Below are 22,708 nucleotides of genomic sequence, written 5' to 3'. Positions count from 1 at the left end.
GCGATCAGGACGAAGTGACGGTCGGTGGTTGCCAGATGTGGTTTATCGCATCGGGTTGGGGCGCGTAGAGGCGCATGGTGAGGGTGAATTTGCCGGTTTCGGGGATGGGGAGCCAGTTGGCGGTGACGAATTCCGTTGCGGGCCGGGCGTTTTGGACGAGGATGTCGACGCTGCCGTCCGGGTTGCGGGCGACGGGGATCTGGTGGCCGACGGAGTAGACACCGGCGGGGTTGGGGATGAGGAAGCCGTCGGCGGCGTAGGCGGTGATGGACCAGAAGGCGTCGACCGGGGGGAGGCGGCCGGGGGCGAAGTGGATGTGGAAGGTGGTGTGCGGGCCGTCGGCCGTGCCGTAGTAGGTGGGGTAGATGGCGTCCTCGGGGACATTGCCGCCCAGGCCCATCCGGGCGACGTAGGCGCGCTGGTCGTAGTTGGTGCCGTAGCGGCCCGCCACGCCGGGGAAGTTCCAGTCGTTGATGGTGGCGGTGGACGCGTCGTGGTAGTCGGTGACGCGCTGCTGTCCGGTGGTGACGGCGGCGTCGAGCTGGGCGGCGGAGAGTTTGTCGGCGGTGCCGCCGGGGGCTATCCCGATGGTGGCGAATCGCTGTAGCGCCGGGGCATCCGCGGGGGCGGGGGCGTCGATGGCCATGAGTGCGTTCAGGCGATCGAAGTAGGTACGGCCGTCCATTTTCGCGACGATATCGACGGGGTCGGCGGGCGCGGGCGTCTCGGCCGCCGGGTTGCCGACGCCGGGTTCGCGGATCCACGCGCTCAGCGGGGTGATCTTCAGTTGATCCTGTATCGCGTGCACGGCGGGCAGGTCGGCCGCGCCGTTGACCTCGATGCGGCCGAGCATCCACGCCTGCGGGGTGGGCAGCGGCATCGGGGTGAGGTCGGGCGGGAGGGTTCCGGTCCAGCCCGGCGGGGTGAAGACGTAGGTGAACGGGCCGGTGACCGCCCCGGATTTCAGTTGTGGCCGCACACTGCTGGGGTTCTGGGCCACATCGGTCCACATATCCATGACCTGCATGAGCCAGTAGCGGTCCGGCTCCATCGCGGGCACCTGCACCACCACCGGTTCGGCGCGCAGGTCCAGCCACGCTTTGGAGTAGAGGGTGTCCTGATTCGGGCGCACCAGTGACCGGTTCGCCGCGTCCGGCAGCGTGCGCGAGTTCTCGAAGCGGTTGGCGGGGGCGCTGGTCTCCCGGGTGACGTCCATGATCACCAGCGGATAACCGAAGACGTAGGCGTCGGACGCGATGGCGGCATCGTCCTCGTTCGCCTTGGACGTCGTTGTCCCCGAGGATGATTCGGACTTCCCGCAGGCCGCGAGCCCGAGCGCGGTCACCGCCAGCGCGCCCGCGCCGACGAGCAGCGATCGGCGGCCCACCCCGGCACCGCGCGCCGTCCGGCTCATCGCGAGCCTCCGTGCCGGTGTAGCTCGCCGGTCATCGATATCGAGCACCTCATTGCGCACCTCACTGTGTGAACGATCTGGATTGACGGCACCGACTATTCCGCCGGATCGGGTCCGCGCGCCTCACCCGGATGGTGTGAACTCGCATGCGAAGGCGCTGGTCCGGGTATCGGTCACCGCATAGGTCACCCCCTCGCCACCGGCAGCCGGGTCAGAGCAGTCCGATGGTGCGGGCGCGTGTGACGGCCTGTCCCCGGCTGTTCGCGCCGAGCTTGAGGTACACCCCGCGCAGATGCGTCTTCACGGTATTGATGGACACCCCGAGATCGGCCGCGATCTGATTACCGGTGCGCCCGGACGGAAGATGTTTGAGCACAAGCCATTCCGCCTCGGTGAGGTTCGGCGCCGGATATTGCCGCACGGTCGCGGGATGCTGGCGCACCACTTCGGCGAAGGTATCGCCGCGACCGAACTGCCCCAGATGGATATCGAGCAGTTCGACCGCCAGCGGGCGATTGAGCCAGGGGCGAATGAGCCGTTCGGGCGCGGAGATCCGCAGTGCGGCCTCCAGCGCCGCGACGGTCTTGGCGGGCACCCGCAGACGATGCTGGGCCTCGGCGTAGAGCAGCCAGCCGGTGACGGCGGTCAGGGGATGCATCGAATCCGATTGCCGCAGTAGCGGTTCCAGAATGGCCCGGGTGGAGCGGGACTTATGCGCCGCCGTCGTGATGATCGCCTGCGCCACGGTGAATTCCGCGGTCTGGCCCAGGGCGGGCCGCGCCGTGGCCAATAGTTCCTCGGCGGAGCGTATTTCGCGCAGGCGAATGAGCTGTCCGACGGTGGCCACCAGCAGCAGTGCCGAGCCGATCGCGGGTTGCGGACCGCGCCGCAGCAGATCCGCCAGACCGGAACGCAGGGCCCGCACCGCAGCGTGCTCACCGGTCGTCGCGACGCATACCAGTAGCCGCCAATCGATTTCGGTCGGCAGGGCGTCGACCGGCAGGCCCGGTGGAACCGGTGCGCCCGCCGCCGCGGCGAGGTCGCCGACGATGCGCTGATCCCACACATCACCTTGGACGGCATGCGCCATTCCGGCGGCGGTCAGTGCGCGGCGCGCGTCCGGTGAGTCGAGAATGTCATTGCGGCGGGCGAATTCGACGGCCTGCTCCGCGATCGTCCACATGGCCGTCAGCGAGCCCTGATAGCCGACGGTGACCGCGAGCCGGGCCATCGCGCGCAGTGTCAGGCGTGGGCGGGCGAAATGCTCGGAGATGGTGATCGCCGACTTCAGCAGTGCCGCGGCCTGTTCGAAGCGTCCGCGCAACAGCATGGCGGTGCCGTACTGCACGTAGACGTAACAGTCGATATCGCTGTTGCCGGTGGCGGCGAAGGCATCGAGGGGGTCGAGTTCGGTGACACCGGAGCCGGTGGTGACGGCGGTATCGGCGGCAATGGCGAAATCCAGGGCCGCCAGCCAGGTCGCGGGAACGCAGTCGGATTCCGAATGCGGCTGTGCGCCGCGGAAATCGAGATAGGTCAGTTCCGCGCTGTCCGCGCCGCGGGTCAGTGCGTCGACCGCGCGCAGGCGCCAGATGAACGGATCGTCGGCGAATGCGGAACCGGGTGCGGCGAACTCGCCGAACAGTTCGGAGCCGCGCCCGTCGAGAACGAGCGCGACGCCGCGTTCGCGCAGGAAGCGGCGTCGGTAGTCCCGTTCGATGCCGCGCAGTTCGGATACCTCGGATGCGTTGCGGCGGTGGACCTCCGCCTTCAGGTGGGCGCGCAGCAGCGGCGGGTATTCGAACCACAGTTCGCCCGCGGCGGAGGCGCGAGTGATCGGTACGCCCGCCCGGGTCAGCGCGTCGAGCAGTTCGTGGGTGCGCGCGCCATAGAGCGCGTCGGCGAGCTCCTCGGTGAAGCGCGCGGGAGTGCTTGTGCGCATGAGGAATTCGAGTTCGAGGGGTTCGAGTCCGGACAGCGTCTCCCGAATCAGGAAGTCCGCCACCGGCTGCGCCGGTCGCGCCAGCTCCGCCAGGGCGGCGTGCTGATCCTGTCCGGCGCTCGCGAGCGCGATGGCGGCGATTCGTGTCAGCGCCGCCCAGCCCCGGGTCAGTTCCAGCACCCGATCCAGCACGGCGGGTTCGAGTTCACAGCCATGCTGCCGGAACAGTTGCGCCACTTGGGTTCCGGTCAGCCTCAGATCCTCGGCGTCGATGCTGCTCAGCCGGTCGTGGGTATTGAGCGTATGCCAGCGCAGCGGCGGATCGCAGCGGCCGGAGATCACCACCGTCATGGTCGGCGGCGCGTGCCGGATCAGATGTTCCAGTGCCGCAAGCAGATCGGGGTGGGACAGCAGATGCGCATCGTCGATCACCAGGAGCGCCGGGGTGTCTCGCGCCGTCAGGGCCGCGGTCGTCTCCGGCCACCGTGTCGGATCCCGATCGAGCGCCGGGGTGACTGTCACCCAGGCGACCGCGGTATCGGGTCGCGTGCGCCGCTCGATCCAATCCTGGAGCAGGACGGTCTTTCCGCTGCCCGCGGGGCCGCGAAGTATCACGATATGCGCACCCTTGCCGGGGTGCGCCGGGAGGAAACGGATGTCGAGTTCGCTCCGGATCACCGGCTCGCACTGTGTCGCGGGTACTGAGTTTTCTTCTTGTCGTGAGGTGGTCATCGAGCCTCCGGACCGAGTGCTGACCCATCACAACCGCCGTCCGCAACGCTACCGCAAACATCGTGACGCGAACTCGGCGATGAGTTTGTTCACACTCGGCCCGGAACCGCCCGGCCGCGATCAGCTCAGATCGGCGGCGGCCTCGACGATCAGATCGGTGACGGCTTTCGGCTGCGATGCCAGTGAGGCGTGGCTCGCCGCCAATTCGATCACCGCGCGCGGTTTCATCCGCGCGGCCATGCGGCGCTCATTGTCGGGATTGATCATGCGGTCGTCGGTGGACACCTGGTACCAGGTCGGTTTCGCCTTCCAGGCGGGTGCGGTGACGGTATCGCCGAAGGTCGACGCCAGTGGAGCCTTCTGGGTGACGGCCATGACGAGGGCTTCGTCATCGGACAGGTCCTGGCAGAAGCTCTCCTGGAATTTGTCCTGGATGACCCACAGATAGCCGTCCGAATCGGGGGCCAGATTGGCGAAGGCGGCGGGCGGCAATTCCTCGCTGATCTGTCCCGGGCTCTCGCCCGCATCGGGGGCGAAGGCCGCGATGTAGACCAGTCCGGCCACGTTCGGCAAATTTCCGGCTTCGGTGATGACCGCGCCGCCGTAGGAATGTCCGACCAGCAGCACCGGGCCGTCGATCTGCGCCACCATCTTGCGGGTGCGTTCGGCGTCGTCGGCGAGCGAGGTGAGCGGATTCTCCACCGCGTGCAGGTCACCGAACCCGCGCTGTCGCAATTCGACGATGACCTTCGCCCAGTGGGCGGCCCCGCCCCAGAATCCGTGAACCAGAACGATTGCCGGTTTGTCAGCCATGACCGTGCCTTTCGGGTGTGGTGAAGCTGGGTGTGCTGCTGATGAGCTGTTCGGCATTCCCTTCGAGAATGGCGGGTGCCCGGGCAAGGGGACTACCCGGGTCCGGTTTCACGCTAGACGCGAGTCCGGCGGGCGCGCCTCACCCGCCGAGGGTGAGGCGGCTTGCGTCTCGGAACATCAAGGGGCACATCATCGCCGGTATCGCGGGCGGCCCCCGCCGGTGTCAGGCGCGGCGCAGTGCCAGGACGGGGATGACGCGAATGCCCGCGGTCTTCTCCTCGTATCCGGCGAATCCGGGATAGCGGCGGGCCTGTTCGGCGTAGATCCGGTCGCGGTCGGCCCCGGTTACCTCGGCCACCGTCACCGGGTAGGTCTGGGTGCCGACTTCCACCTCGCCCTTTCCGGCGGTGGTGAGGTTGTAGTACCAATCGGGGTTGGTGGGTGCCCCGGCCTTGGAGGCGAAGACGTAGATGAGTTCGGGGTCCTGCTCATCGGCCATATACATCATCGGGCTCACCACCTGGCGTCCGCTCTTGCGGCCGACGCTGTGCACCAGCGTCATCGGCGCGCCTTCGAACGGTCCGCCGACGCGGCCTTCGTTGGCGCGGAATTCGTTGATGATCTGGCTGTTCCAGTCCTGGGTTTCGGTCATGCCGTGCATTCTTCCGGTGCGGCGCGGCATGTTCCGGGCGGCACGCGGTTCGGCGTGATCGGCCGGATCGCTACCGGGGCACCGCGAGGCTGGTCAGGAAGCAGGTGAGTACCGCGATGGCGTCGGTGAGTTCGGGGCGCGGGACCGAGGTGCTCCACTGATGCACCAGTGCCATCAGCGCGCCGATGAATCCGGTGGCGGCGGCGCGATAGCCGCCGGGGGGAACGAAGGTGGGGCCGAACGTCTTTCGCATTTCCTCGGCGAAGAAGTCGACCCATTTCTCGCGCTGTTCGATGCGGTGCGCCTCCACCGCGGCGCTGACGCCGACCACTTCGACGAAGGTCACCTGGGCGCGATGCGGGTCGCGGCCGACGGATTCGGCGAAGGCGATGACCGCGGCCCGGGTCGGTGCGAGACCATCCTGTGCGCCGGTGGCGGCGATGGCGGCGGCGACCTCGCGGCGGGCCACCTCCTGGATCTCGTCGTAGACCGCGAGCAGTAGATCCTCGCGATTGGTGAAGTGCTCGTAGAACTGGCTGCGGGCCAGGCCGGCGGCCCGGCACAGCATGGTGATCGAGCTGTTCTGGTAACCGCTCTCGCCGAATACCGCCAGTCCGGCGGTGAGGAATCGGGTACGCCGATCCGCCCGGCGGTCCTCCACCGGCAGTCCGTCGTAGGTCCGTGAGGATGTCCCGCTTACAGCCACCCGATCAGGGTAGTGCCCGATTTCAGAAGACGAAGCCGCGCAGGGCCAGGAAGCGTGCGCCGCCGATGGCGGCCATGACCGCGATCATGGCGGTGGCCTGGGTGAGTGCGCCGAGGCCGGGGGCGAGGTGGCCGAGCGCGGCCAGTGCGGCCGTGCTGATCGCCAGTCCGGCCAGGGCCAGGCCGCCGCCCTCCCACTGCGCGGTGAACCAGGTGACCCGGGCCGCGGCGCGGAAGGTGAGCCTGCGGTGCAGTTCGTTGGCGATCACCGTGCTGACGATCGAGCCCGCGATATTGGCGGCCAGCGGTCCCACCCCGGTCATGGCGGTGAACAGCAGCACGTAGGCGATATTGCTGGCCCCGCCGACGACGGCGAAGCGGATGAGTTGTGCGATGGCGTGATCGCCGCGCAGGAAGCGGCCCGCGCCGGTGAAACGATCGAGGAGTTGGCCGCGCAGCACCGGGTAGGCGCCGATGGTCCGGTCGATGCTGTCGAGGAATGCGGTGTCCCCGTAGGCGGTCCGGAAGCCGGGGGCGGCGAGTGCGGTGCTGTTCACGTGATTACTGTCGCGAACCCGGCTGACACCGCTCTGTCGTCGCGCTGACAGCGCTCTGACGTGCTGTCCGGCCTGGTCACGACGGTTGCGCTGATCCGCCCGAACTCCCGGCGCAATGCCCGAACTCCCGGCCGAACGCCGAAAGCCCCGGCTGTTCGGCCGGGGCTGGGAATCGGTGCAATGGCGTCGGGTCGATCACTGCCCGTCGGATCGGATGTGCATGGTGTGCGTGGCGGATTCGGTCCAGGTGACCGGAAGTTCGTGCACGCCATAGATATTCATATCGGTGCGCAGTCGCACCCGGTCGGCGGGGATGGCGAGTTCGAGGGTCGGGAAGCGGCGCAGCAGTCCCTCGAAACCGGCGCGCATTTCGATGCGGGCCAGCTGCATGCCCAGGCAGGCGTGGATGCCGTGGCCGAAGGCGAGGCGGCCGCCGGTCTCGCGGTGGATATCGAAGGTATCGGCGTCGTCGAAGCGGCGCGGATCGCGGTTGGCGGCGAGCAGCGAGACCACGACGGTCGAGCCCTGCTCGATGATCTCGCCGCCGACCTCGAGGTCCTCGGTGGCGTAGCGGTAGAAGATGTCGGCCACGGTCAGATACCGCAGCAGTTCCTCCACCGCGCTGGGCATCAGGTCCGGGTTCTCGCGCAGTTCGGCGAGTTGTTCGGGATGTTCGAGCAGCGCGAAGGTACCCAGCGCCAGCATGTTCGCGGTGGTCTCGTGGCCTGCGAGCAGCAGCAGGAAGGAGATGCCGACCAGTTCGTCGATGCCGAGGTCCTCGTTGCGGGCCAGATCGGACAGGATGTCCTCGCCGGGTTCGGCCCGCTTGCCCACCACCAATCCGGCCAGGTAGCTGGTCATCGCGCCGTAGGCCGCCATCTTGTCCTCGAGCGCCTGATCCTTGATCAGGAATTGCGCCGTATTGACCTGGAAGGCGGCACGATCCGCGTACGGCACCCCGAGCAGTTCGCAGATCACCAGCGACGGCACCGGCAGCGCGAATTCCTTGACCAGGTCGATCGGCGGGGTCAGCCGCGCCATCTCGTCGAGCTGCCGCTCGGTGATATCGATGATGTGCTGCTGCAACTCCTTCATGCGCTTGACCGTGAACGCGCCGGTCAGCAGCCGCCGCAGCCGGGTGTGGTCCGGCGGGTCCATGGCGATGAACAGGCCCGGGGTCTGCGGGGACGGTTCGGTGGCGGCGGGCATGCCGGGCGTCTCGTACGGCACGTGCACGATGCCGATGTCCTGCCGTGAACTGAACCGGGTATCGGACATGACCTGGCGTACCGCGTCGTATCCGGTGATCAGCCAGCCGCGGTGGCCGTCCGGGAAGAGCAGCGGGCTGACCGGGCGGGCGGTGCGCAATTCGGTGATCTCGCGGGGCGGGGCGAAGGGTCCGGCATTGCGGTCCATGGGGAGACCGGAGGGGATGGAAGCCGTGTGAGTCATGGGACCACGGTCGCCATCTGGCCTGACATGGGCCTGTCACGGCTCTGACACGCGGCGAGGCTGGTCGCTCGACCATGGCAGGATCAGCCGGGTGCAGATCGGGATACTTGGACCATTCGAGGTGCGCACGGCCGACGATGTGATCGCCATCGTGCCGGGCGCGCGGTTGCGCGGGCTGTTGATCGCGCTCGCGTTGCAACCGGGTCACGCGATCCCGAAGGCGTCGCTCATCGACTGGATCTGGGGTGAGAATCCGCCCGCCGATGCCGCGAACGCGTTGCAGCGCTTGGTTTCCCGCCTGCGCAAGGTCTTGCCGGAGGGCGTCGTGGAGGGCCAGGCCGACGGATACCGGCTGATGGTGCCCCCCGACGCCGTGGATGCGGTGCGTTTCGAAAACCTTGTCGCCCAGGCACGCCGGGATGAGGATCCGCGCCGGCTGCGCGAGGCGCTGGCGCTGTGGCGCGGTACGCCCATGCAGGACATCGGTTTACAGGAGAGCGGGGCGTTCGACGCGGCGGTCACCCGGCTGGAGGGTTTGCGCCTGGCCGCCATGGAGGATCGCTTCGACGCCGAGATCGGGCTCGGCCACGGCGCCGATCTGGTCACCGAGCTGACCGATTCGGTTGCCGCGCATCCGATGCGCGAACGACTGGTCGCGGCGCTGATGCGGGCTCTGGTGGCCAGCGGTCGCGATACCGAGGCCCTGCGCGTGTACGAGCGGTTGCGCGAAACCCTCGGTGATGAGCTGGGCGTCGATCCGTCACCGGAATTGGCGGCCCTGCATATGGCGCTGCTGCGCGGTGAGCTGGCCGTGCGGCGCGAGGAGCACCGCCGGGACAATCTGCGCGAGGAGCTGACCAGCTATATCGGCAAGGACGGCGATATCGAGGTGGTGCGCACGCTCATCGGCGAACATCGGCTCACCACCCTGATCGGTCCGGGCGGCTCGGGCAAGACCCGGCTGTCCACCGAGACCGCGCGCACGCTGCTCGGCGATTTCCCGGACGGTGTCTGGGTGGTCGAGCTCGCGCCCATCGGCGCGGATGGTGATCATGCGAGCGGAAACCATGTCGCACAGGCGACTTTGGCCGCACTCCGGCTGCGCGATGCCCTGCACGGCGAGGCTCCGGACGCGGAGGCGATGGATCGGGCCATTGCCGCACTGCGTGATCGGTCGATGCTGCTGATCCTGGACAACTGCGAGCATGTGATCGAGTCCGCGGCGATCTTCGCCCATCGAGCGCTCGGCGAATGCCGTCGGCTGCGGATTCTGGCGACCAGCCGGGAACCGCTCGGCATCACCGGTGAGGCGCTGTGGCCGGTGGCCCCGCTGACCCTGCCGCAGTCCGATGCCGATCCGGCGGAGATCGAATCCGCACCGGCGATCCAGTTGCTGCGCGATCGTGCGGCCGCGGTGCGCAATGACCTCGCCGACGATGCGCAGACCCTCGCGACGCTGGCGCGGGTGTGCCGGGCGCTGGACGGTATGCCGCTGGCCATCGAACTCGCCGCGGCCCGATTGCGCACCATGTCCCTGGATCAGCTGGCGCATCGGCTCGATGACCGCTTCCGCCTGCTGACCGGCGGCAGCCGCACCGCACTGCCCAGGCATAAGACCCTGCGCGCGGTGGTGGACTGGAGCTGGGAACTGCTGACCGAGCCCGAACGCGTTGTGCTGCGCAGGCTTTCGGTGTTCGCGGGCGGTGCGAGCCTGGAGGCGGCCGAGCGGGTGTGCGCGGATATCGGCGGTGAGCCGGACGCGCTGGTCGAACAGTACGAGGTGTACGACCTGCTCACCGCGCTGACCGAGAAGTCGCTGCTGGTGGTCACCGGCGGTGACAGCGCGCCGCGCTATCGCATGCTCGGCACCATCAAGGAGTACGCCGAACAGCGGCTGGCCGAGGCGGGCGAGTCGGAATCGTTGCGCCGCAACCATCTCGCGTATTTCACCGCGTTCGCCGAGATCGCGGAACCGCAGTTGCGCCGGGCCCAGCAGTTGGACTGGCTGCGCCTGCTCGATGCCGAGCATGACAATATCGCCGCCGCCATGCGCGGCGCCATCGCGGCCGGTGAGGCGAACGGGGCCATGCGGCTGGCCGCGGCGGCGGGCTGGTACTGGTGGCTGGCCGGATACAAGGCCGAGGGCAATGAGCTGATCATGGCGGCCACGGCGCTGTCCGGTGAGGTCTCCGATGAGGCTCGGGCCGTGGTGTATTCGTTCGTCGTGCAGTTCCTGAGTTCGGGGCGGCAGGGCGATCAGTATCAGGCCCAGGAGTGGATCCACAAGGCGTACGAGATCACCCGGCGGGTCGAGATCCGGCATCCCGCAGCGCGATTCGCCGCGCCGCTGCAACGCATGCTGGAGGCGCCGGACGCGTTCCTGCCCGCCTGGGAGTCGATGCTGGACGATCCGGATCCGTGGGTGCGGGCGCTGGTGCGGTTGCAGCTGGGGAATCTGCGTATCCAGCTCGGCCAGGACGGCCGGGAGGTCGACGGCTTCCTGGAGACCGCGCTCGCCGAATTCCGGGAAATCGGTGACCGGTGGGGGATTTCGTTCGCCCTGACCATGCTGGCGAATCACATCGCCATGCGCGGTGAGTTCGCCGCCGCGTGCGCGTATTACGAGCAGGCGATCGTGGTGGTCGAGGACATCGGGGCCAGCGAGGACGCGGTGCCGATTCTGTCGCGGCAGGCGCAATTGTATTGGCTGCTGGGCGATTTCGAGGCGAGCGCGGCGGCCATGGCGCAGGCGGACCGGTCCATGGAACGGGTGGCGTGGCCGAATGTGCTCGCCGACCTGGCACTGTCGAAGGCGGAGCTGGCGCGCTGGAGCGGTGACGCGGAGCAGGTGTACCGCCAATTGGATGTCGCCACGGCGATTTTGGGGGAGAGCGCCGATCGGGGGATCGTGCGTTCGATCATTCAGGACCTGCTGGGATATCTGGCCGAGGATCTCGATGTGGCCCGCACGCACCGGGCCGCGGCATACGAGGCGGCGCTGGAGGCCGGGCACGCGCCGCAGATCGCCCAGGCGGTGCTCGGTATCGCGGATCTGTCACTGCGCGAACAGGATTACGAGCAGGCCGCGCGATTGCTGGCGGCGAGTTCCGCGGTGCGCGGGCTGCCGGATCGATCCCAGCCCGATGTGGCCCGGATCGAGGCGGAAACGCGAAATCGCCTCGGTGACAATAAGTTCACCGAGGCGATGGAGCAGGGTGCGCGGGCTGACTGGCGGGAATTGGTTACGGTCACGCTCGCTTCGTGAAAGTGGCCGAGGCCCAGAAGTATCCGACGATCGCGATCCCCAGGCACCAGGCGATGGCGATCAAGGCCTTGCCACCGTCAGGGGAGCCGTTGAGCAGTCCGCGCATGGTTTCGATGATCGGGGTGAAGGGCTGGTACTCGGCGAACTGCTTGAGTCCCGGGCCCATCTTGTCGGCGGGGACGATCGCGCTGCTGAAGAATGGCAGCATGACCAGCGGCACCGAAGCCATGCCCGCCGTCTCCGGGGATTTGGCGAACAGGCCGAGGGCGACGGTGAACCAGCCGGTGGCGACACCGAGCAGCACCACCATTCCGGCGACGCCGAGCCAGTCCACGGCACTGGCGGACGGGTTGAAGCCGAGCAGGAACGCGACGCCGATCAGGGCCGCGATGGCAATGATATTGGTGAGCACGCTGGCCACCACGTGACCGGTCAGCACCGCGCCGCGGGAGACGTCCATGACCTTGAACCGGTTGATGATGCCCTTGGTCATATCCGAGTTCACCGCGGTGGCGGTGCCGCCGAGGCCGTAGCAGACGGCGAGCAGGATGAGGCCGGGCGTCGCGTAGTCGATGTAGTCGACGCCGACATTGAAGGCGTCGCCGAACATGTACACGAACATCAGCATGATGATGATGGGCATCAGCACCGCGTTGAACACCGAGGTGGGGTTCCGGGCGATGTGCTTGAAGTTGCGGCGCAACATGACAATTGCTGGGGACTTGGCGCTCATTACGCTGCCACCTCCGTGGTACGGCCCGTCAGGGCGAGGAAAACGTCATCGAGATCGGGTGTGTGCACGGAGAATTCCGCCGCGGCGAGATGGTGCTGATCGAGCCGGTCCAGCAGTGCCCGTAGCGAATTGGTGCCGGTGTCGCTGGGCACCCGCAGTGTCAGGTTCTCCTCGTCTACCGTTGATTCGGGGAAAACCGTTGCGGCGGAAGCGAGTTGGGTGGGATCGCTGAACCGCAGGCGGACATGGGTGCCGGGCAGTTGGCGCTTGAGTTCGTCCGGAGTGCCGTGCGCGACGATGCGGCCCTGATCGAGCACCGCCACCTGGTCGGCGAGCTGATCGGCCTCCTCCAGGTACTGGGTGGTGAGGAAGATGGTCACGCCCTCGGCGACCAGATCGCCGATGATGGACCACATGGTGCGGCGGCTGCGCGGATCCAATCCGGTGGTGGGCTCGTCGAGAAAGATGACACTGGGGGTGCCGACCAGGGTCATGGCCAGATCGAGTTTGCGGCGCATACCGCCGGAGTAGGTGGAGGCGTGCTTGCGGGCGGCCTCGGTCAGCTCGAAGCGGTCCAGCAGGTCCGCGACGATCCGCTTGCCGTCCTTACCGCCGATGCCGTGCAGGTCCACCATCAGCTGGAGGTTCTCCTGCCCGGTCAGCAGTTCGTCGACCGCCGCGAACTGACCGGTGACCCCGATGGCCGCGCGGACCGCCTTGGCCTCGGTGGAAAGGTCGTGTCCGGCAACCCGAATCGATCCGCTGTCGGCCTTGATGAGTGTGGTCAGTACGTTCACCGTGGTGGTCTTGCCCGCCCCGTTCGGGCCGAGCAGCGAGAACACCGTGCCCGCCGGGACGGTCAGGTCGATGCCGTCGAGCACGACCTTGTCCCCGTATGCCTTTCGCAGTCCCTGGACCGCGATTGCTGAGTTCGTCATGGCACAAACTCTCGGGGTCCGGCCTGACACCCGGCTGTCACGCTCCTGACACGGTGATTCCGGCGGTGGCGGTGGTGTCAGCGCGGTGACCGGGCGGTGTCAGGACGCCCGGCGATCGTAGTTCTCGCCGCACTCGACCGAGGCGGCACACCCGCTCGAACAGGAGTACCGCCATGACCACCTTCCAGACCCCGGCCCCGATCGCCCTCACCGTCGACGTGCCCTCGGGCAGCGTGCAGATCATCGCCTCGGATCGGTCCGACACCGTGGTCCAGGTCCGCCCGGCCAACCCGTCCGATAAGGATGATGTGCGCGCCGCCAAGCAGATCAAGGTCGATTTCAGCGCGGGCCGCTTGACCGTGAAGACGCCGAAGAGCTGGCGCGCCTACAGCCCGTTCGGTGGCAATGCCGCCATCGAGGTGATCATCGAGGCGCCCACCGGTTCGCAGCTCGAGGCCACGCTGGCGATGGGCAAGTTGGTGGCCAGCGGCGCGTTCGACGGCTCCGACCTGGAGGTCTCCTGCGGCGACATCATTGTGGACAGCCCGCGCGGTGCGGTGACCGCGCGCACCGCCAAGGGCGATATCCGGGTTGGCGACGCCTCGAACGGGGTGTTGCGGCTGGAGACCTCCATGGGTGAGGTGGAGGTGGGCGTGCACCCCGGCAGCGCGGTACAGCTGGAGACCAATACCCAGCACGGTTCGGTCCGCAACCAGCTCGCTCCGGTCGCCGCCGATGCCGGCACCGTGCAGGTGCACGCCCGAAACTCCTACGGCAACATCATCGTTCACCACAGCGCCGCGTGATCGGCCGCACGGTGCCGCCGCGCGCGTCGATCCCACTGAATCATCCCTCGGCGGATAGCCTGACCTGGGAAAACAGTTGACCGACGAGCAGCTGGAGGGCATCGATGTGGAGTTCGGCCGGACGAATCGACGCCGCCGCGCGGGTGCTCGCGCTCTGCGCCGCCCCGATGCTCCTCGCCGGAGCGTGCGGCGGCCACTCCGAATCCTCGGCCCCCGCCTCGGAGGTGGACGCGGTGACCACGACCTTCGAGCATTTCTTCGACAGTTCGCTGCCCGTCGATCAGAAGATGGCGCTGGTCGAGAACGGTCAGGCGTTCGAGGAAACCCTGAAATCCCAAGCGAATTCGTCGATAGCCGGGGGTGCGTCGGCCTCGGTCGCCCAGGTCGACAGCACCGGGCCGGATCGCGCCGCGGTGACCTTCACCATCAAGAAGCACGGTTTTCCGCTGCTGCCCAACCGGCACGGTGAGGCGATCCGCATCGACGGCTCCTGGAAGGTCAGCGCCCAGACCTTTTGCAGCCTGCTGCAATTGGAGCGCAGCGCACCGCCGGTCTGCGATGCTCCGGCCAAGTGAGTCCGCTATCCGGTTGCGGCGGTGCGGAATTCGATCCAGAAGGTACTACCGACCCCCGGTTGGGCGTCGACCCCGTGAGTGCCGTTGTGCGCGTGCATGATCGCGGCGACGATGGCCAGGCCCAGGCCGTTGCCGCCCGCGCTGCGCGCCCGGCCGGTATCCACCCGGTAGAAGCGGTCGAACAGGTGCGGGAGATGTTCGGGCGGGATGCCGGGGCCGTGGTCGATGACCGCGATGCGCACGGCGTTCGCGGCGGTGACGCGAATGGTGATCGGGGCGTCGTGCGGGGTGTGGCGTAGGGCGTTCGTCGCCAGGGACAGTACGGCCTGGGTCACCCGATCCGGTACCGCATCGGCGAAAGCCGAAGCGGGGGCATCTATTTCGATGCTGCGGCCGGGTGCGATGACATGCAGATCGTCGACGATGGCGGTGATGAGCGGCACGACGTCGACGGGTCCGCGGTCGGTGAGGCCGTGTTCATCGAGATTGTCGAGATTATTGAGGTCGAGCAGGGCTTCGACGATGCGGCTCATGCGCTGCGCCTCGTCATTGATGCGCCGCATGGCATCGTGCACCTCATCCGCCCCCGATGAGTGCAGGGCGGAGTACCCGCGCAAGGTCGTGAGCGGGGTGCGCAATTCGTGTGAGGCGTCGGCGACGAAGCGGCGCATGCGATCCTCGGTCGCCCGGGTGGTGTCGATCATCGTATTGAGGGCCTTGGCGAGCCGGTCGGCCTCGGTGCCGGGCGGACCCGCGTCGATGCGGCGTTGGGTGGCCCCCGCGGTGATGGCGTCGGCGGCCTCGGTCATGCGCGCGATGGGCACGAGTCCGAGGCGGTGCACCCAGCCGACCACCGAGCCCACCACCACGGCGAGCGCGAGGCCCGCGATGATCAGGGTGATGATCAGGCGCTCGGTGGCATCGTGCGCGCTCTGCGCGGATATGGCGATGACGACGTCGACGGGACCGTAGCGGGCGGTCACCGCGCGCACCTCCGAGGCGTTTCCGGAGATCGTCGGCCTGCCCGTGGGTTTCGGGAGATCGCCGACGCCTTTCAGGTCGGGGATGAGGTCGGGATCATTGCTCGGTCCCTGCACGGTGGTGAGAGTGCCGTCGGCGCTTCGGATTCCGAGATAGATATCGCCGAAGGCCAGCGGTGATCGGGTGGGCCGGGATGGATGCTGACCGGCGATGACCCCGACCATGGGGCTGCCCGCCAGTTTGGTGATCTGCGAGTCGAGTTGCGCGACCAGGTAGTGGCGCTGGATGAGCACCACCGCCGTGCCCGCGGCCAGCAGTGTCAGCACCAGCGCGATCAGCGCCAGGGTCAGTCGCCGCGCCAGGGACATCAGGGTTCCCGAATGCTGTAGCCGACCCCGCGCACGGTGTGGATGAGTTTGGGTCCGCCGTTGTCGAGCTTGCGGCGCAGGCTGCTGATGAAGGTTTCGATCACCGCCGATTCGCCTTCGAAGCTGTACTGCCAGACGTGATCGAGAATCCGCGCGCGCGTCACCACCCGGCCGGTATTGCTCATCAGACAGCGCAGCAGTGTGAATTCCGTTGCGGTCAGGTGTATTTCGTCTTCGCCGCGCCAGACGCGATGCGCCTGATCATCGAGCACCAGATCTGCCACCCGGCGCTGGGCGGGCAGTTCGGCGATGGCTCCGCTGCGCCGCAATGCGATCTGCACGCGGGCGACCACCTCCTCCAGGATGAAGGGTTTGACGATGTAGTCATCGCCGCCGCAGGTGAGCCCGTGCACGCGTTCGGCCCCGTCCGACCGCGCGGTGAGGAACAGCACCGGTGCGTCACAACCTCTTCCGCGCAAACGCCGCAGCACCGTATAGCCGTCGTCATCGGGCAACATGACATCGAGCACGATGGCGTCCGGGCGCATGACGTCGGCGCATTCCAGCGCTTCGCGGCCGGTGCCCGCGGTCCGCACCGTATATCCGGCCATGCGCAATCCGGTGCCGACCAGATACGCGATGTTCTCCTCATCGTCGACGACGAGCACCCGCGGTGCGGTGGTGCCGTGGTCGCCGGGGTCCGTCGTCGGTTCACGCATACTGCACACCCTGTAGCGGGAGCTTCTCGGCTACCTGAAGACTTCCTGGCGAACAGCTGTGAATCCGCGCGCATCTCCAGGAAATCGCCAGGAATCCTTCAAGGAGCCGCCAGCCCGGCTGTCGAGACTTTCGAGGGCCGGCGCAGAGCGCGCCGGAACTCTACAAGGGAGCCACCCGCATGCGAATCATCCGCTATTCGTTCCTGGCTATCGCTGCCGCCGGAATCACGCTGTCCGCCGGACTCGGTGTCGCCTCGGCCGCCCCCGGTGACGGCCACGGCGGCAATCATCCCCAGCTCACCGATCAGCAGCAGCAGTGTCTGGCCGATCGCGGTATCACCCGGGACTCCCGCCCGCAGGGCAAGCCCACCGACGATCAGATCGCCAAGATCAAGGACGCCTTCTCCGCCTGCGGCATTCAGCTGCCCGAGCGGCCCAAACTCACCGACCAGCAGAAGCAGTGCCTCACCGATCAGGGGCTGACCCGCGACTCCCGCCCGGAGGGCAAGCCCACCGACGATCAGATCGCCAAGGCCAAGGCGGCCTTCGAAGCCTGCGGCATCGCCGCGCCGAACCGCTAGCCGGTCCCGGGGCCGGGGTGGCCCGGCCCCGCCACCGCGGTTGCGCGAATCAGTTGATGAAGCGGAAGCAGGCGCGTTCGCCGCGGTCGCCGATGGTGGCCGAGGACATGCAGACCATGCGGTAGTTCTTGGCGGGGAGGTTGGAGACCAGGCCGTAGATGTAGCCGTTGGAGCAGGCCGAGGCCAGCGGATGGGTTTCGAGGTCACCGGTTGTGGTCTCGAAGACGATCGAGCCGGTGGCGCAATTCGCGTCGATGAAGGGGGCCATATCGGCGAGCCAGCCGATGGTGAGGATGGTCCAGTCGGGGTTGACGGCCCAGACCGCGCCGTCGAAGGTGACTCCGGCGGGGAACTGATTGGTGTGTTTGAAGTCGAAGCCGAGGATATTGGCGTTGAAGTTGAAGGGCGGCAACAGGACCGGGGCCTGGTTGGCCGGGCGGGCGGGGTAGTCGGCGGCGGAGGTGCCGGGAGCGGGGTCCGGGGTGGGATCCGCGACGGCGGTGGCGGTGCCCGCCAGGGTGAGGGCGGCGGCTCCCGCGACGGCGGTGAGCAGGCGGCGGGTGCGCGGGGTCAGCATCGGGAGCCTCAATCGTTGGGGAAGCGGAAACAGGTTTCGGTGCGCTGCGCGGATGTCGCGCCGGTGCGCTGGGTGACCTCGACGATGGCGCAGATCTCCGCGTAGTCACCGGCGGGGCGCGATGCGGCCACCAGGAACGGGAACGGGATGCCGCAACTGGTGCCGACCGGGATCTCCTCCGGTGCACCGGTTTTCGGGTGCAGTACGAATGTGCCGGTGGCGCAGGCGGTGTCGAGCGGGGTGGCGTCGGCCAGCAGACCCACTATTCCGGCGTTGATACCGGGTTGCAGGGTGATGATGTCGGCGTCGAAGAGCGCGCCGTTGGGGACGGTGGTGAAGTGGTTGATGCTGGTGCCGCCGAAGCTGGTTCCGAAGGACAGGGTCGGTTCGACCGCATTCGCCGGGGTCACGGCCGAGAGGGCGGCGAGTGCGCCTCCCAGTACGGCTGATGCACGGATACTGTTGCGGGACAGAGATACTCGCATGGTTCAGCCTCTTTCGGCGCTGCGGTTCAGGAGCACGGCCACGTCCTCGGACACACTGCTCATGCTGATGAGTTCGGGGCGGCCGTCACCATTGAGATCGACAGCCTCCATGGCCTGCGGTCCGAGTCCGATGGTGTGCTGCTCCACGTAGTTGAAGCCGCGGTGGCCGTCGCCCTTGAAGATCATGGCGGTGGACGGAACATACTGTCCGGCAGCGATATCCGGGATGCCGTCACCGTCGAAATCGGCGATGGCGATGGTGCAGGGCGCGAGCGCGGGGCCGATCAGCTGCGGTGCGCTGAAATTGCCGTGCCCGTCACCCCAGTGCACCCCGGCGCTGAATCCGGCGACATTGGCGGTGATCAGGTCCAGATTGCCGTCACCGTCCACATCGGCGAGTTTGAGATCCTCGCTCGGCAGCGCGGCCAGATTCCAGCGCGGCGGCGCGAAGCCGCCGTGCCGGTCATTGAGCATCACCCAGACACCGGAAGTGGCCAGATCATGGAAGGCCAGATCCGGGTAACCGTCATTGTCCAGATCCCCGGCGAGCACGCTGGCTTTGCTCAAACCCACTCCGTACCACTGCGGTTCGGCGAAATGCCCCTGCCCGTCACCGTGCATGATGCCGACGCCGCCGGGTACCGGCAGCAGGCTGTTGAAGGCGATATCGACGGTGCCGTCGTGGTCGAAATCGGCCAGCGCCACCCCGAAGGGAATGCCGCCGGTGCGGTAGCTGACATCGGGGTTGAAATCGGTCGCATAGCTGCGGTCGACGTGGAAGACGCCGTGCCCGTCATTGAGCAGTACCGAGATGCTCAGGAAATTGGTGACCACCAGATCCGGTGCGCCGTCCCCGTTCAGATCCGCCACCTGCACCGCGTTCGCGCCGACTTCGGTGTGCACGAACTGATTTCGCCGCAGTCGCCCCGTCCCGTCGCCGAACATGATGCCGACGCCGTCCACGATGCCGGTGGCCGCCACGTCCACGGTGCCGTTGCCGTCGAAGTCCGCGTACGCCATGGTCTGGGATCCGAACGCGGGTCCGAGCCCGCCGACGTTGTACTGCGCCGATTCGCTGAAGATCGGATTCGCGCCCTCGGAGGAGCCCGAACTCGATCCGGCGGGCAGCGCGCCGGCGGTTCCGGTCGCGAGGGTGGCCAGCGCCAGCGCGACTACGGCGGTGACGGCTCGAATCCGTTGTGTATCGGTCATGTACGCGGTCCTCGACTCCTGATGTGACGCACGGCTCATTCGTCCCAGACGGTAGAGCGCCGCAGGTCCCGGCGGTGCGCCATGAAACGCCACGAGGTTGACATCCGCGGACAGTGGTCGCCGCGGCGTGCTCGAGACCGGTCGGCCGTCGATAGTTTCGGTGGGCTTTCGGGTCGGAAATCAGGAGGGCAGTGTGGCCGGTATCGGGGACAGCGTGCAGCGGACGGGTGTGGTCGCCGCGGCGGTGATCGCCGCGACGCTCGGCGGCGGAGTGGCGCATGCGGCGGGCGGTGCGACGTTCGCGCCCGCGCAGTTCTACGACACCTTCGCGGGCGGTCCGTTCTTCATTCGCGCGGTCGATATGAACGGGGACGGCAAACCCGATATCGTCACCTGCGATTCGCTCCAGGGCGGCTGGGGCGGGCTGTCGGTGCTTCTCAATCACACCGAAAACGGCTCGACCACAACTGACTTCAGTAGGCCGTTCAATGTGCCGGGGGTTCCGCTGTCGTTCGGCTGCAATGTCGCGGACGTCAATGGCGACGGCAGGCCGGATCTGATGGCCACCGACGCCACCAAACTCGGTGTCGGCGGTGTGGTGGTCATGCTGAACCACACCGAGAATGGTTCCGATACACCGGTTTTCGGCCCGCCGCAGTACTTCGCGGGTGGGTTGATGCCCGCCGTGGTCGCGTCCGCCGACCTCAACAACGACGGCCGCCCGGATCTGATCATCGGCGATACCGCCAATGTCGTGCTCGGCACCACCCAGGTGCTCATGAACACCACCGAACCCGGTTCGGACGCCGCGACTTTCAGCGGTCCGTACTTCTTCAACGGCGGCATCACCACCGAGGGCATTGCGGCCGCCGATATCAATGGCGACGGTAGGACCGATCTGGCCATCGGTGAGACCAGTTCCAGCACCGTCACCGTGCTGATGAACTTCACCCCCGACGGCGCGCCGGTCCCGGATCTGCGCCCGACCACCTATTTCTTCCCGTTCGCCACCTGGGTCGGGCTGGCGGATATGAACAATGACGGCAAACCGGATCTGATGTCCGATGTCGGCATTCTGGGTAATCCGCTGGCAGGCATGTTCTCCGCGGTGAACCGCACACCCACGGGTTCACCGGTCCCGGTGTTCCCGACCGTGCTCGACGGTGCGCAGGCGCATCAGGCGGGCAGCTGGGCCACCGAGAACACCGCTATCGCGGATTTCGACGGTGACGGCAAGCCGGACGCGATCCTGGCCAGCCCCTACCTGAATATCCGCAATCAGCTGTCGCTGCTGCGCAATTCGACCGCGGACGGCGCGCAGGCGCTGTCCTTCGATCCGCCGGTGCTCATCGGTGATGCGGGCTGGACGCCGAATTCGCTCGATACCGCCGATTTCAACGGCGACGGCCGACCCGATGTGGTCACCGGGTCGTTCCTGTCCGTCACGGGTGGCGGCTCCCTGGCCGTGCTGGTGAACATCACGCGCTGACCGCCGGGATATGCGTCATGGCCGCCTCGGCCATGGCGCAGATGGTCAGGCTCGGATTCACGCCCACATTGGCGGGCACCGCGGAGCCGTCGCAGATGAGCAGTCCGGTGTAGCCGAAAACCCGGTGCTGTCCGTCGATCACGCCGTGTTCGCGATCCGCGCCGATGACCGCGCCGCCCAGGAAGTGCGCCGTCATGGGAGCGGAACCGAGCGTCTCACCGAGCGAGGCCAGGGCGCGGCCGTTCATGCGCCGCGCCGCCAGTGCCGCCACCCGGCGGGCGATATCCACGGCCGATTCCCCGCCGGGCGTGGTACCCGCGGCCTCGGTCCGCAACCGGCCGGGGCCGAAACCCTTTCGCAGGCGCAGGGATACATCGGTACCGCGCATCACCGTGAAGATGACCGTGCGCCGCGACCAGTGCCGGTTGCGCAGCAGATCCAGCAGATATCCGGGGTAGGCGCGCAGGAACTGTCCCCAGCGGCCGAGTGCGCTGTGCGCGGTGGTGGCGGGGCCGTAGGTCAGCGCCAGCAGACCGCCGCCGTCACCGTAGGTGTTGTTGGTGATGTGCGTGTGCTCGCCGAGGAAGACGCTCGAGGTGATGGCGGCATCGCTGCGATAATCCGCGCCCGGTACGGAAGTCGTTGCGGCGGGGATGGATTCGTCATTGGTGCGCACGATGTCACCGAGTCGGTCGGAGAGTGCGGGCAGCGAGCCGCGGCGTTTGCAGGCGGCCAGCAGTTCATTGGTGCCCAGCGTGCCCGCCGCCAGCACCACCGAGCGCGCGGTGAATTCCCGTGCCCCGCCGGACCGCAGGCCCGGGCGGCGGGCGCGCACCCGGTATCCGTATTCGCCGGTTCCGCCGTCCAGCGGTGCGAGATCGACCACCTTGAGTTCGGAAAGCACGACGGCTCCGGCCTTTTCGGCCAGCCAGAGGTAATTCTTGGGCAGGCTGTTCTTGGCCCCGTAGCGGCAGCCGAGCATGCACTGTCCGCAGCGCACACAACCGGTGCGCGCCGGTCCCGCGCCGCCGAAGTACGGATCGGGCGTCACCTGCCCCGGTGCGCCGAGGTAGACCGCGATGGGCGTATTCCGATAACCCTGTGGCACAGCGAGATCGGCGGCCAGTTCGCGCATGAGATCGTCCACCGGCCGTTCGCCCGTATACGGCAGCACCCCCAGCATGTGCCGGGCGGTATCGAAGTGCGGAGCCAATTCCGCACGCCAGTCGGCCAATTCACCCCACTGCGGATGCCGGTAGAAGTCATCGCTGTCGGGTTGATACATGGTGTTGGCGTAGACCAGACTGCCGCCGCCCACCCCGACCCCGGCCAGCACCGTGGCATGCCGGTACGGCGCGACCCGCAGTATGCCGCGCAGCCCGAGCCCGGGCAGCCACAGGAATTTCCCCAATTGCGTTGCCCGGTCCGCGAAATCGGTATCGGCGAAGCGGCGGCCCTGTTCGATGATGCCGACCCGATACCCCTTCTCGGCCAGGCGCAGTGCGCTGACGCTGGCCCCGAATCCGCTGCCGACCACGATCCAGTCGAAGTCGAACTCCTGGCTCCCGGGTTTGGAATTGTCCACGTCGTGCCCTCCGCGCTGCCGAATGTCCCGGGCACGCTATCGGGCACCGGTCCCGGGCGAGAAGGTCAACGGCGGACGGGGCATACACATTTCACGTCAGCGGCCTCGGCGCGGGCATGCGCCGGAC

General features: G+C 67.6%; 20 protein-coding genes. 5 read left to right on the top strand and 15 right to left on the bottom strand.

The genetic code is table 11. The annotated features are described in order from the left end of the window. Positions 1 to 4 precede the first annotated feature (4 nt). The 7 genes from ACFC4D_RS28615 to ACFC4D_RS28585 form a co-directional block, all read right to left on the bottom strand. Positions 5 to 1,414, bottom strand: coding sequence for a DUF1254 domain-containing protein (locus ACFC4D_RS28615; RefSeq protein WP_376068034.1), 1,410 nt, complete (start codon positions 1,412 to 1,414; stop codon positions 5 to 7). 211 nt (positions 1,415 to 1,625) lie between these two features. After that, the gene (locus tag ACFC4D_RS28610; RefSeq protein ID WP_376068032.1) at positions 1,626 to 4,034 is read right to left on the bottom strand and encodes a LuxR C-terminal-related transcriptional regulator; all 2,409 of its coding nucleotides are present in this window, start codon (positions 4,032 to 4,034) and stop codon (positions 1,626 to 1,628) included. A 174-nt stretch (positions 4,035 to 4,208) separates the two neighbouring features. Next, on the bottom strand, positions 4,209 to 4,901 hold the full coding sequence (locus ACFC4D_RS28605; RefSeq protein WP_375965282.1) for an alpha/beta hydrolase: 693 nt from the start codon (positions 4,899 to 4,901) through the stop codon (positions 4,209 to 4,211). Between the two features lie 223 nt (positions 4,902 to 5,124). Beyond that, positions 5,125 to 5,553 carry a nitroreductase family deazaflavin-dependent oxidoreductase gene (locus ACFC4D_RS28600; RefSeq protein WP_375965285.1) on the bottom strand — a complete coding sequence of 143 codons (429 nt, stop codon included), beginning with the start codon at positions 5,551 to 5,553 and terminating at the stop codon, positions 5,125 to 5,127. A 70-nt stretch (positions 5,554 to 5,623) separates the two neighbouring features. Next, positions 5,624 to 6,259 carry a TetR/AcrR family transcriptional regulator gene (locus ACFC4D_RS28595; protein WP_364640320.1) on the bottom strand — a complete coding sequence of 212 codons (636 nt, stop codon included), beginning with the start codon at positions 6,257 to 6,259 and terminating at the stop codon, positions 5,624 to 5,626. 22 nt (positions 6,260 to 6,281) lie between these two features. Continuing rightward, positions 6,282 to 6,734 carry a GtrA family protein gene (locus ACFC4D_RS28590; RefSeq protein WP_364640533.1) on the bottom strand — a complete coding sequence of 151 codons (453 nt, stop codon included), beginning with the start codon at positions 6,732 to 6,734 and terminating at the stop codon, positions 6,282 to 6,284. Positions 6,735 to 7,010: 276 nt separating this feature from the next. After that, complete coding sequence (locus tag ACFC4D_RS28585) at positions 7,011 to 8,267, bottom strand: cytochrome P450 (protein WP_376068030.1); 1,257 nt, start codon at positions 8,265 to 8,267, stop codon at positions 7,011 to 7,013. 91 nt (positions 8,268 to 8,358) lie between these two features. Between ACFC4D_RS28585 and ACFC4D_RS28580 the strand changes: the two genes are divergently transcribed. After that, positions 8,359 to 11,532 (top strand): BTAD domain-containing putative transcriptional regulator, encoded by a 3,174-nt coding sequence (locus ACFC4D_RS28580; protein ID WP_376068028.1) that lies wholly within the window; start codon positions 8,359 to 8,361, stop codon positions 11,530 to 11,532. Here ACFC4D_RS28580 and ACFC4D_RS28575 read toward each other — a convergent pair. Next, the gene (locus ACFC4D_RS28575) at positions 11,516 to 12,265 is read right to left on the bottom strand and encodes an ABC transporter permease (RefSeq protein WP_375965292.1); all 750 of its coding nucleotides are present in this window, start codon (positions 12,263 to 12,265) and stop codon (positions 11,516 to 11,518) included. The two genes, ACFC4D_RS28580 and ACFC4D_RS28575, sit on opposite strands and share 17 nt — an antisense overlap. Beyond that, positions 12,265 to 13,203 (bottom strand): ATP-binding cassette domain-containing protein, encoded by a 939-nt coding sequence (locus ACFC4D_RS28570; protein ID WP_364640308.1) that lies wholly within the window; start codon positions 13,201 to 13,203, stop codon positions 12,265 to 12,267. The genes ACFC4D_RS28575 and ACFC4D_RS28570 overlap by 1 nt, the downstream gene beginning before the upstream one ends. Positions 13,204 to 13,376: 173 nt before the next feature. On the opposite strand from ACFC4D_RS28570, the gene ACFC4D_RS28565 reads away from it, so the two are divergent. Next, complete coding sequence (locus ACFC4D_RS28565; protein ID WP_376068025.1) at positions 13,377 to 14,009, top strand: DUF4097 family beta strand repeat-containing protein; 633 nt, start codon at positions 13,377 to 13,379, stop codon at positions 14,007 to 14,009. A 104-nt stretch (positions 14,010 to 14,113) separates the two neighbouring features. Then, entirely contained in the window at positions 14,114 to 14,584 is a 471-nt protein-coding gene (locus tag ACFC4D_RS28560; RefSeq protein WP_364640302.1) for a hypothetical protein, read from the top strand. A 5-nt stretch (positions 14,585 to 14,589) separates the two neighbouring features. Here the strand turns inward: ACFC4D_RS28560 and ACFC4D_RS28555 are convergent, their stop codons facing one another. Both ACFC4D_RS28555 and ACFC4D_RS28550 read right to left on the bottom strand, forming a co-directional pair. Then, positions 14,590 to 15,933 (bottom strand): sensor histidine kinase, encoded by a 1,344-nt coding sequence (locus ACFC4D_RS28555; protein ID WP_376068024.1) that lies wholly within the window; start codon positions 15,931 to 15,933, stop codon positions 14,590 to 14,592. Next, positions 15,933 to 16,652, bottom strand: coding sequence for a response regulator transcription factor (locus tag ACFC4D_RS28550; protein ID WP_376068022.1), 720 nt, complete (start codon positions 16,650 to 16,652; stop codon positions 15,933 to 15,935). Before ACFC4D_RS28550 ends, ACFC4D_RS28555 begins: the two co-directional genes overlap by 1 nt. Before the next feature lie 179 nt (positions 16,653 to 16,831). Here ACFC4D_RS28550 and ACFC4D_RS28545 point away from each other — a divergent pair, with 179 nt between their 5' ends. Next, positions 16,832 to 17,233, top strand: coding sequence for a hypothetical protein (locus ACFC4D_RS28545; RefSeq protein WP_375965307.1), 402 nt, complete (start codon positions 16,832 to 16,834; stop codon positions 17,231 to 17,233). A 49-nt stretch (positions 17,234 to 17,282) separates the two neighbouring features. On the opposite strand, the gene ACFC4D_RS28540 is transcribed toward ACFC4D_RS28545, so the two are convergent. Genes ACFC4D_RS28540 through ACFC4D_RS28530 form a run of 3 tightly spaced genes read right to left on the bottom strand, consistent with a single transcriptional unit; the run spans position 17,283 to position 19,507 of the window. After that, positions 17,283 to 17,810, bottom strand: coding sequence for a hypothetical protein (locus tag ACFC4D_RS28540; RefSeq protein ID WP_375965309.1), 528 nt, complete (start codon positions 17,808 to 17,810; stop codon positions 17,283 to 17,285). Between the two features lie 8 nt (positions 17,811 to 17,818). After that, positions 17,819 to 18,295, bottom strand: a complete 477-nt coding sequence (locus tag ACFC4D_RS28535) for a hypothetical protein (protein ID WP_376068020.1) — start codon at positions 18,293 to 18,295, stop codon at positions 17,819 to 17,821. Positions 18,296 to 18,298: 3 nt separating this feature from the next. Then, positions 18,299 to 19,507: an FG-GAP repeat domain-containing protein gene (locus ACFC4D_RS28530; RefSeq protein ID WP_376068018.1), complete on the bottom strand. Its 1,209-nt coding sequence runs from the start codon at positions 19,505 to 19,507 to the stop codon at positions 18,299 to 18,301. 193 nt (positions 19,508 to 19,700) lie between these two features. On the opposite strand from ACFC4D_RS28530, the gene ACFC4D_RS28525 reads away from it, so the two are divergent. After that, a complete protein-coding gene (locus ACFC4D_RS28525) occupies positions 19,701 to 20,996 on the top strand; it encodes an FG-GAP repeat domain-containing protein (RefSeq protein WP_376068016.1) in 1,296 nt (431 codons plus the stop codon). On the opposite strand, the gene ACFC4D_RS28520 is transcribed toward ACFC4D_RS28525, so the two are convergent. Then, on the bottom strand, positions 20,986 to 22,581 hold the full coding sequence (locus ACFC4D_RS28520; protein ID WP_376068014.1) for a GMC oxidoreductase: 1,596 nt from the start codon (positions 22,579 to 22,581) through the stop codon (positions 20,986 to 20,988). The two genes, ACFC4D_RS28525 and ACFC4D_RS28520, sit on opposite strands and share 11 nt — an antisense overlap. Positions 22,582 to 22,708: the final 127 nt, after the last annotated feature.

Source organism: Nocardia sp. NPDC056000 (genome assembly GCF_042269265.1).
Classification (GTDB): Bacteria; Actinomycetota; Actinomycetes; order Mycobacteriales; family Mycobacteriaceae; genus Nocardia.
The sequence above is the reverse complement of the archived record's forward strand: the minus strand, read 5'-3'. Positions and strand labels throughout refer to the sequence as shown.

Bases quoted from the DNA above. Each gene is read 5' to 3' on its own strand.
- ACFC4D_RS28585 (WP_376068030.1), bottom strand. From the start codon at position 8,267: ATGACTCACACGGCTTCCATCCCCTCCGGTCTCCCCATGGACCGCAAT.
- ACFC4D_RS28615 (WP_376068034.1), bottom strand. From the start codon at position 1,414: ATGAGCCGGACGGCGCGCGGTGCCGGGGTGGGCCGCCGATCGCTGCTC.
- ACFC4D_RS28555 (WP_376068024.1), bottom strand. From the start codon at position 15,933: ATGTCCCTGGCGCGGCGACTGACCCTGGCGCTGATCGCGCTGGTGCTG.
- ACFC4D_RS28545 (WP_375965307.1), top strand. From the start codon at position 16,832: ATGCGAATCATCCGCTATTCGTTCCTGGCTATCGCTGCCGCCGGAATC.
- ACFC4D_RS28560 (WP_364640302.1), top strand. From the start codon at position 14,114: ATGTGGAGTTCGGCCGGACGAATCGACGCCGCCGCGCGGGTGCTCGCG.
- ACFC4D_RS28570 (WP_364640308.1), bottom strand. From the start codon at position 13,203: ATGACGAACTCAGCAATCGCGGTCCAGGGACTGCGAAAGGCATACGGG.
- ACFC4D_RS28605 (WP_375965282.1), bottom strand. From the start codon at position 4,901: ATGGCTGACAAACCGGCAATCGTTCTGGTTCACGGATTCTGGGGCGGG.
- ACFC4D_RS28600 (WP_375965285.1), bottom strand. From the start codon at position 5,553: ATGACCGAAACCCAGGACTGGAACAGCCAGATCATCAACGAATTCCGC.
- ACFC4D_RS28565 (WP_376068025.1), top strand. From the start codon at position 13,377: ATGACCACCTTCCAGACCCCGGCCCCGATCGCCCTCACCGTCGACGTG.
- ACFC4D_RS28530 (WP_376068018.1), bottom strand. From the start codon at position 19,507: ATGACCGATACACAACGGATTCGAGCCGTCACCGCCGTAGTCGCGCTG.
- ACFC4D_RS28540 (WP_375965309.1), bottom strand. From the start codon at position 17,810: ATGCTGACCCCGCGCACCCGCCGCCTGCTCACCGCCGTCGCGGGAGCC.
- ACFC4D_RS28575 (WP_375965292.1), bottom strand. From the start codon at position 12,265: ATGAGCGCCAAGTCCCCAGCAATTGTCATGTTGCGCCGCAACTTCAAG.
- ACFC4D_RS28550 (WP_376068022.1), bottom strand. From the start codon at position 16,652: ATGCGTGAACCGACGACGGACCCCGGCGACCACGGCACCACCGCACCG.
- ACFC4D_RS28535 (WP_376068020.1), bottom strand. From the start codon at position 18,295: ATGCGAGTATCTCTGTCCCGCAACAGTATCCGTGCATCAGCCGTACTG.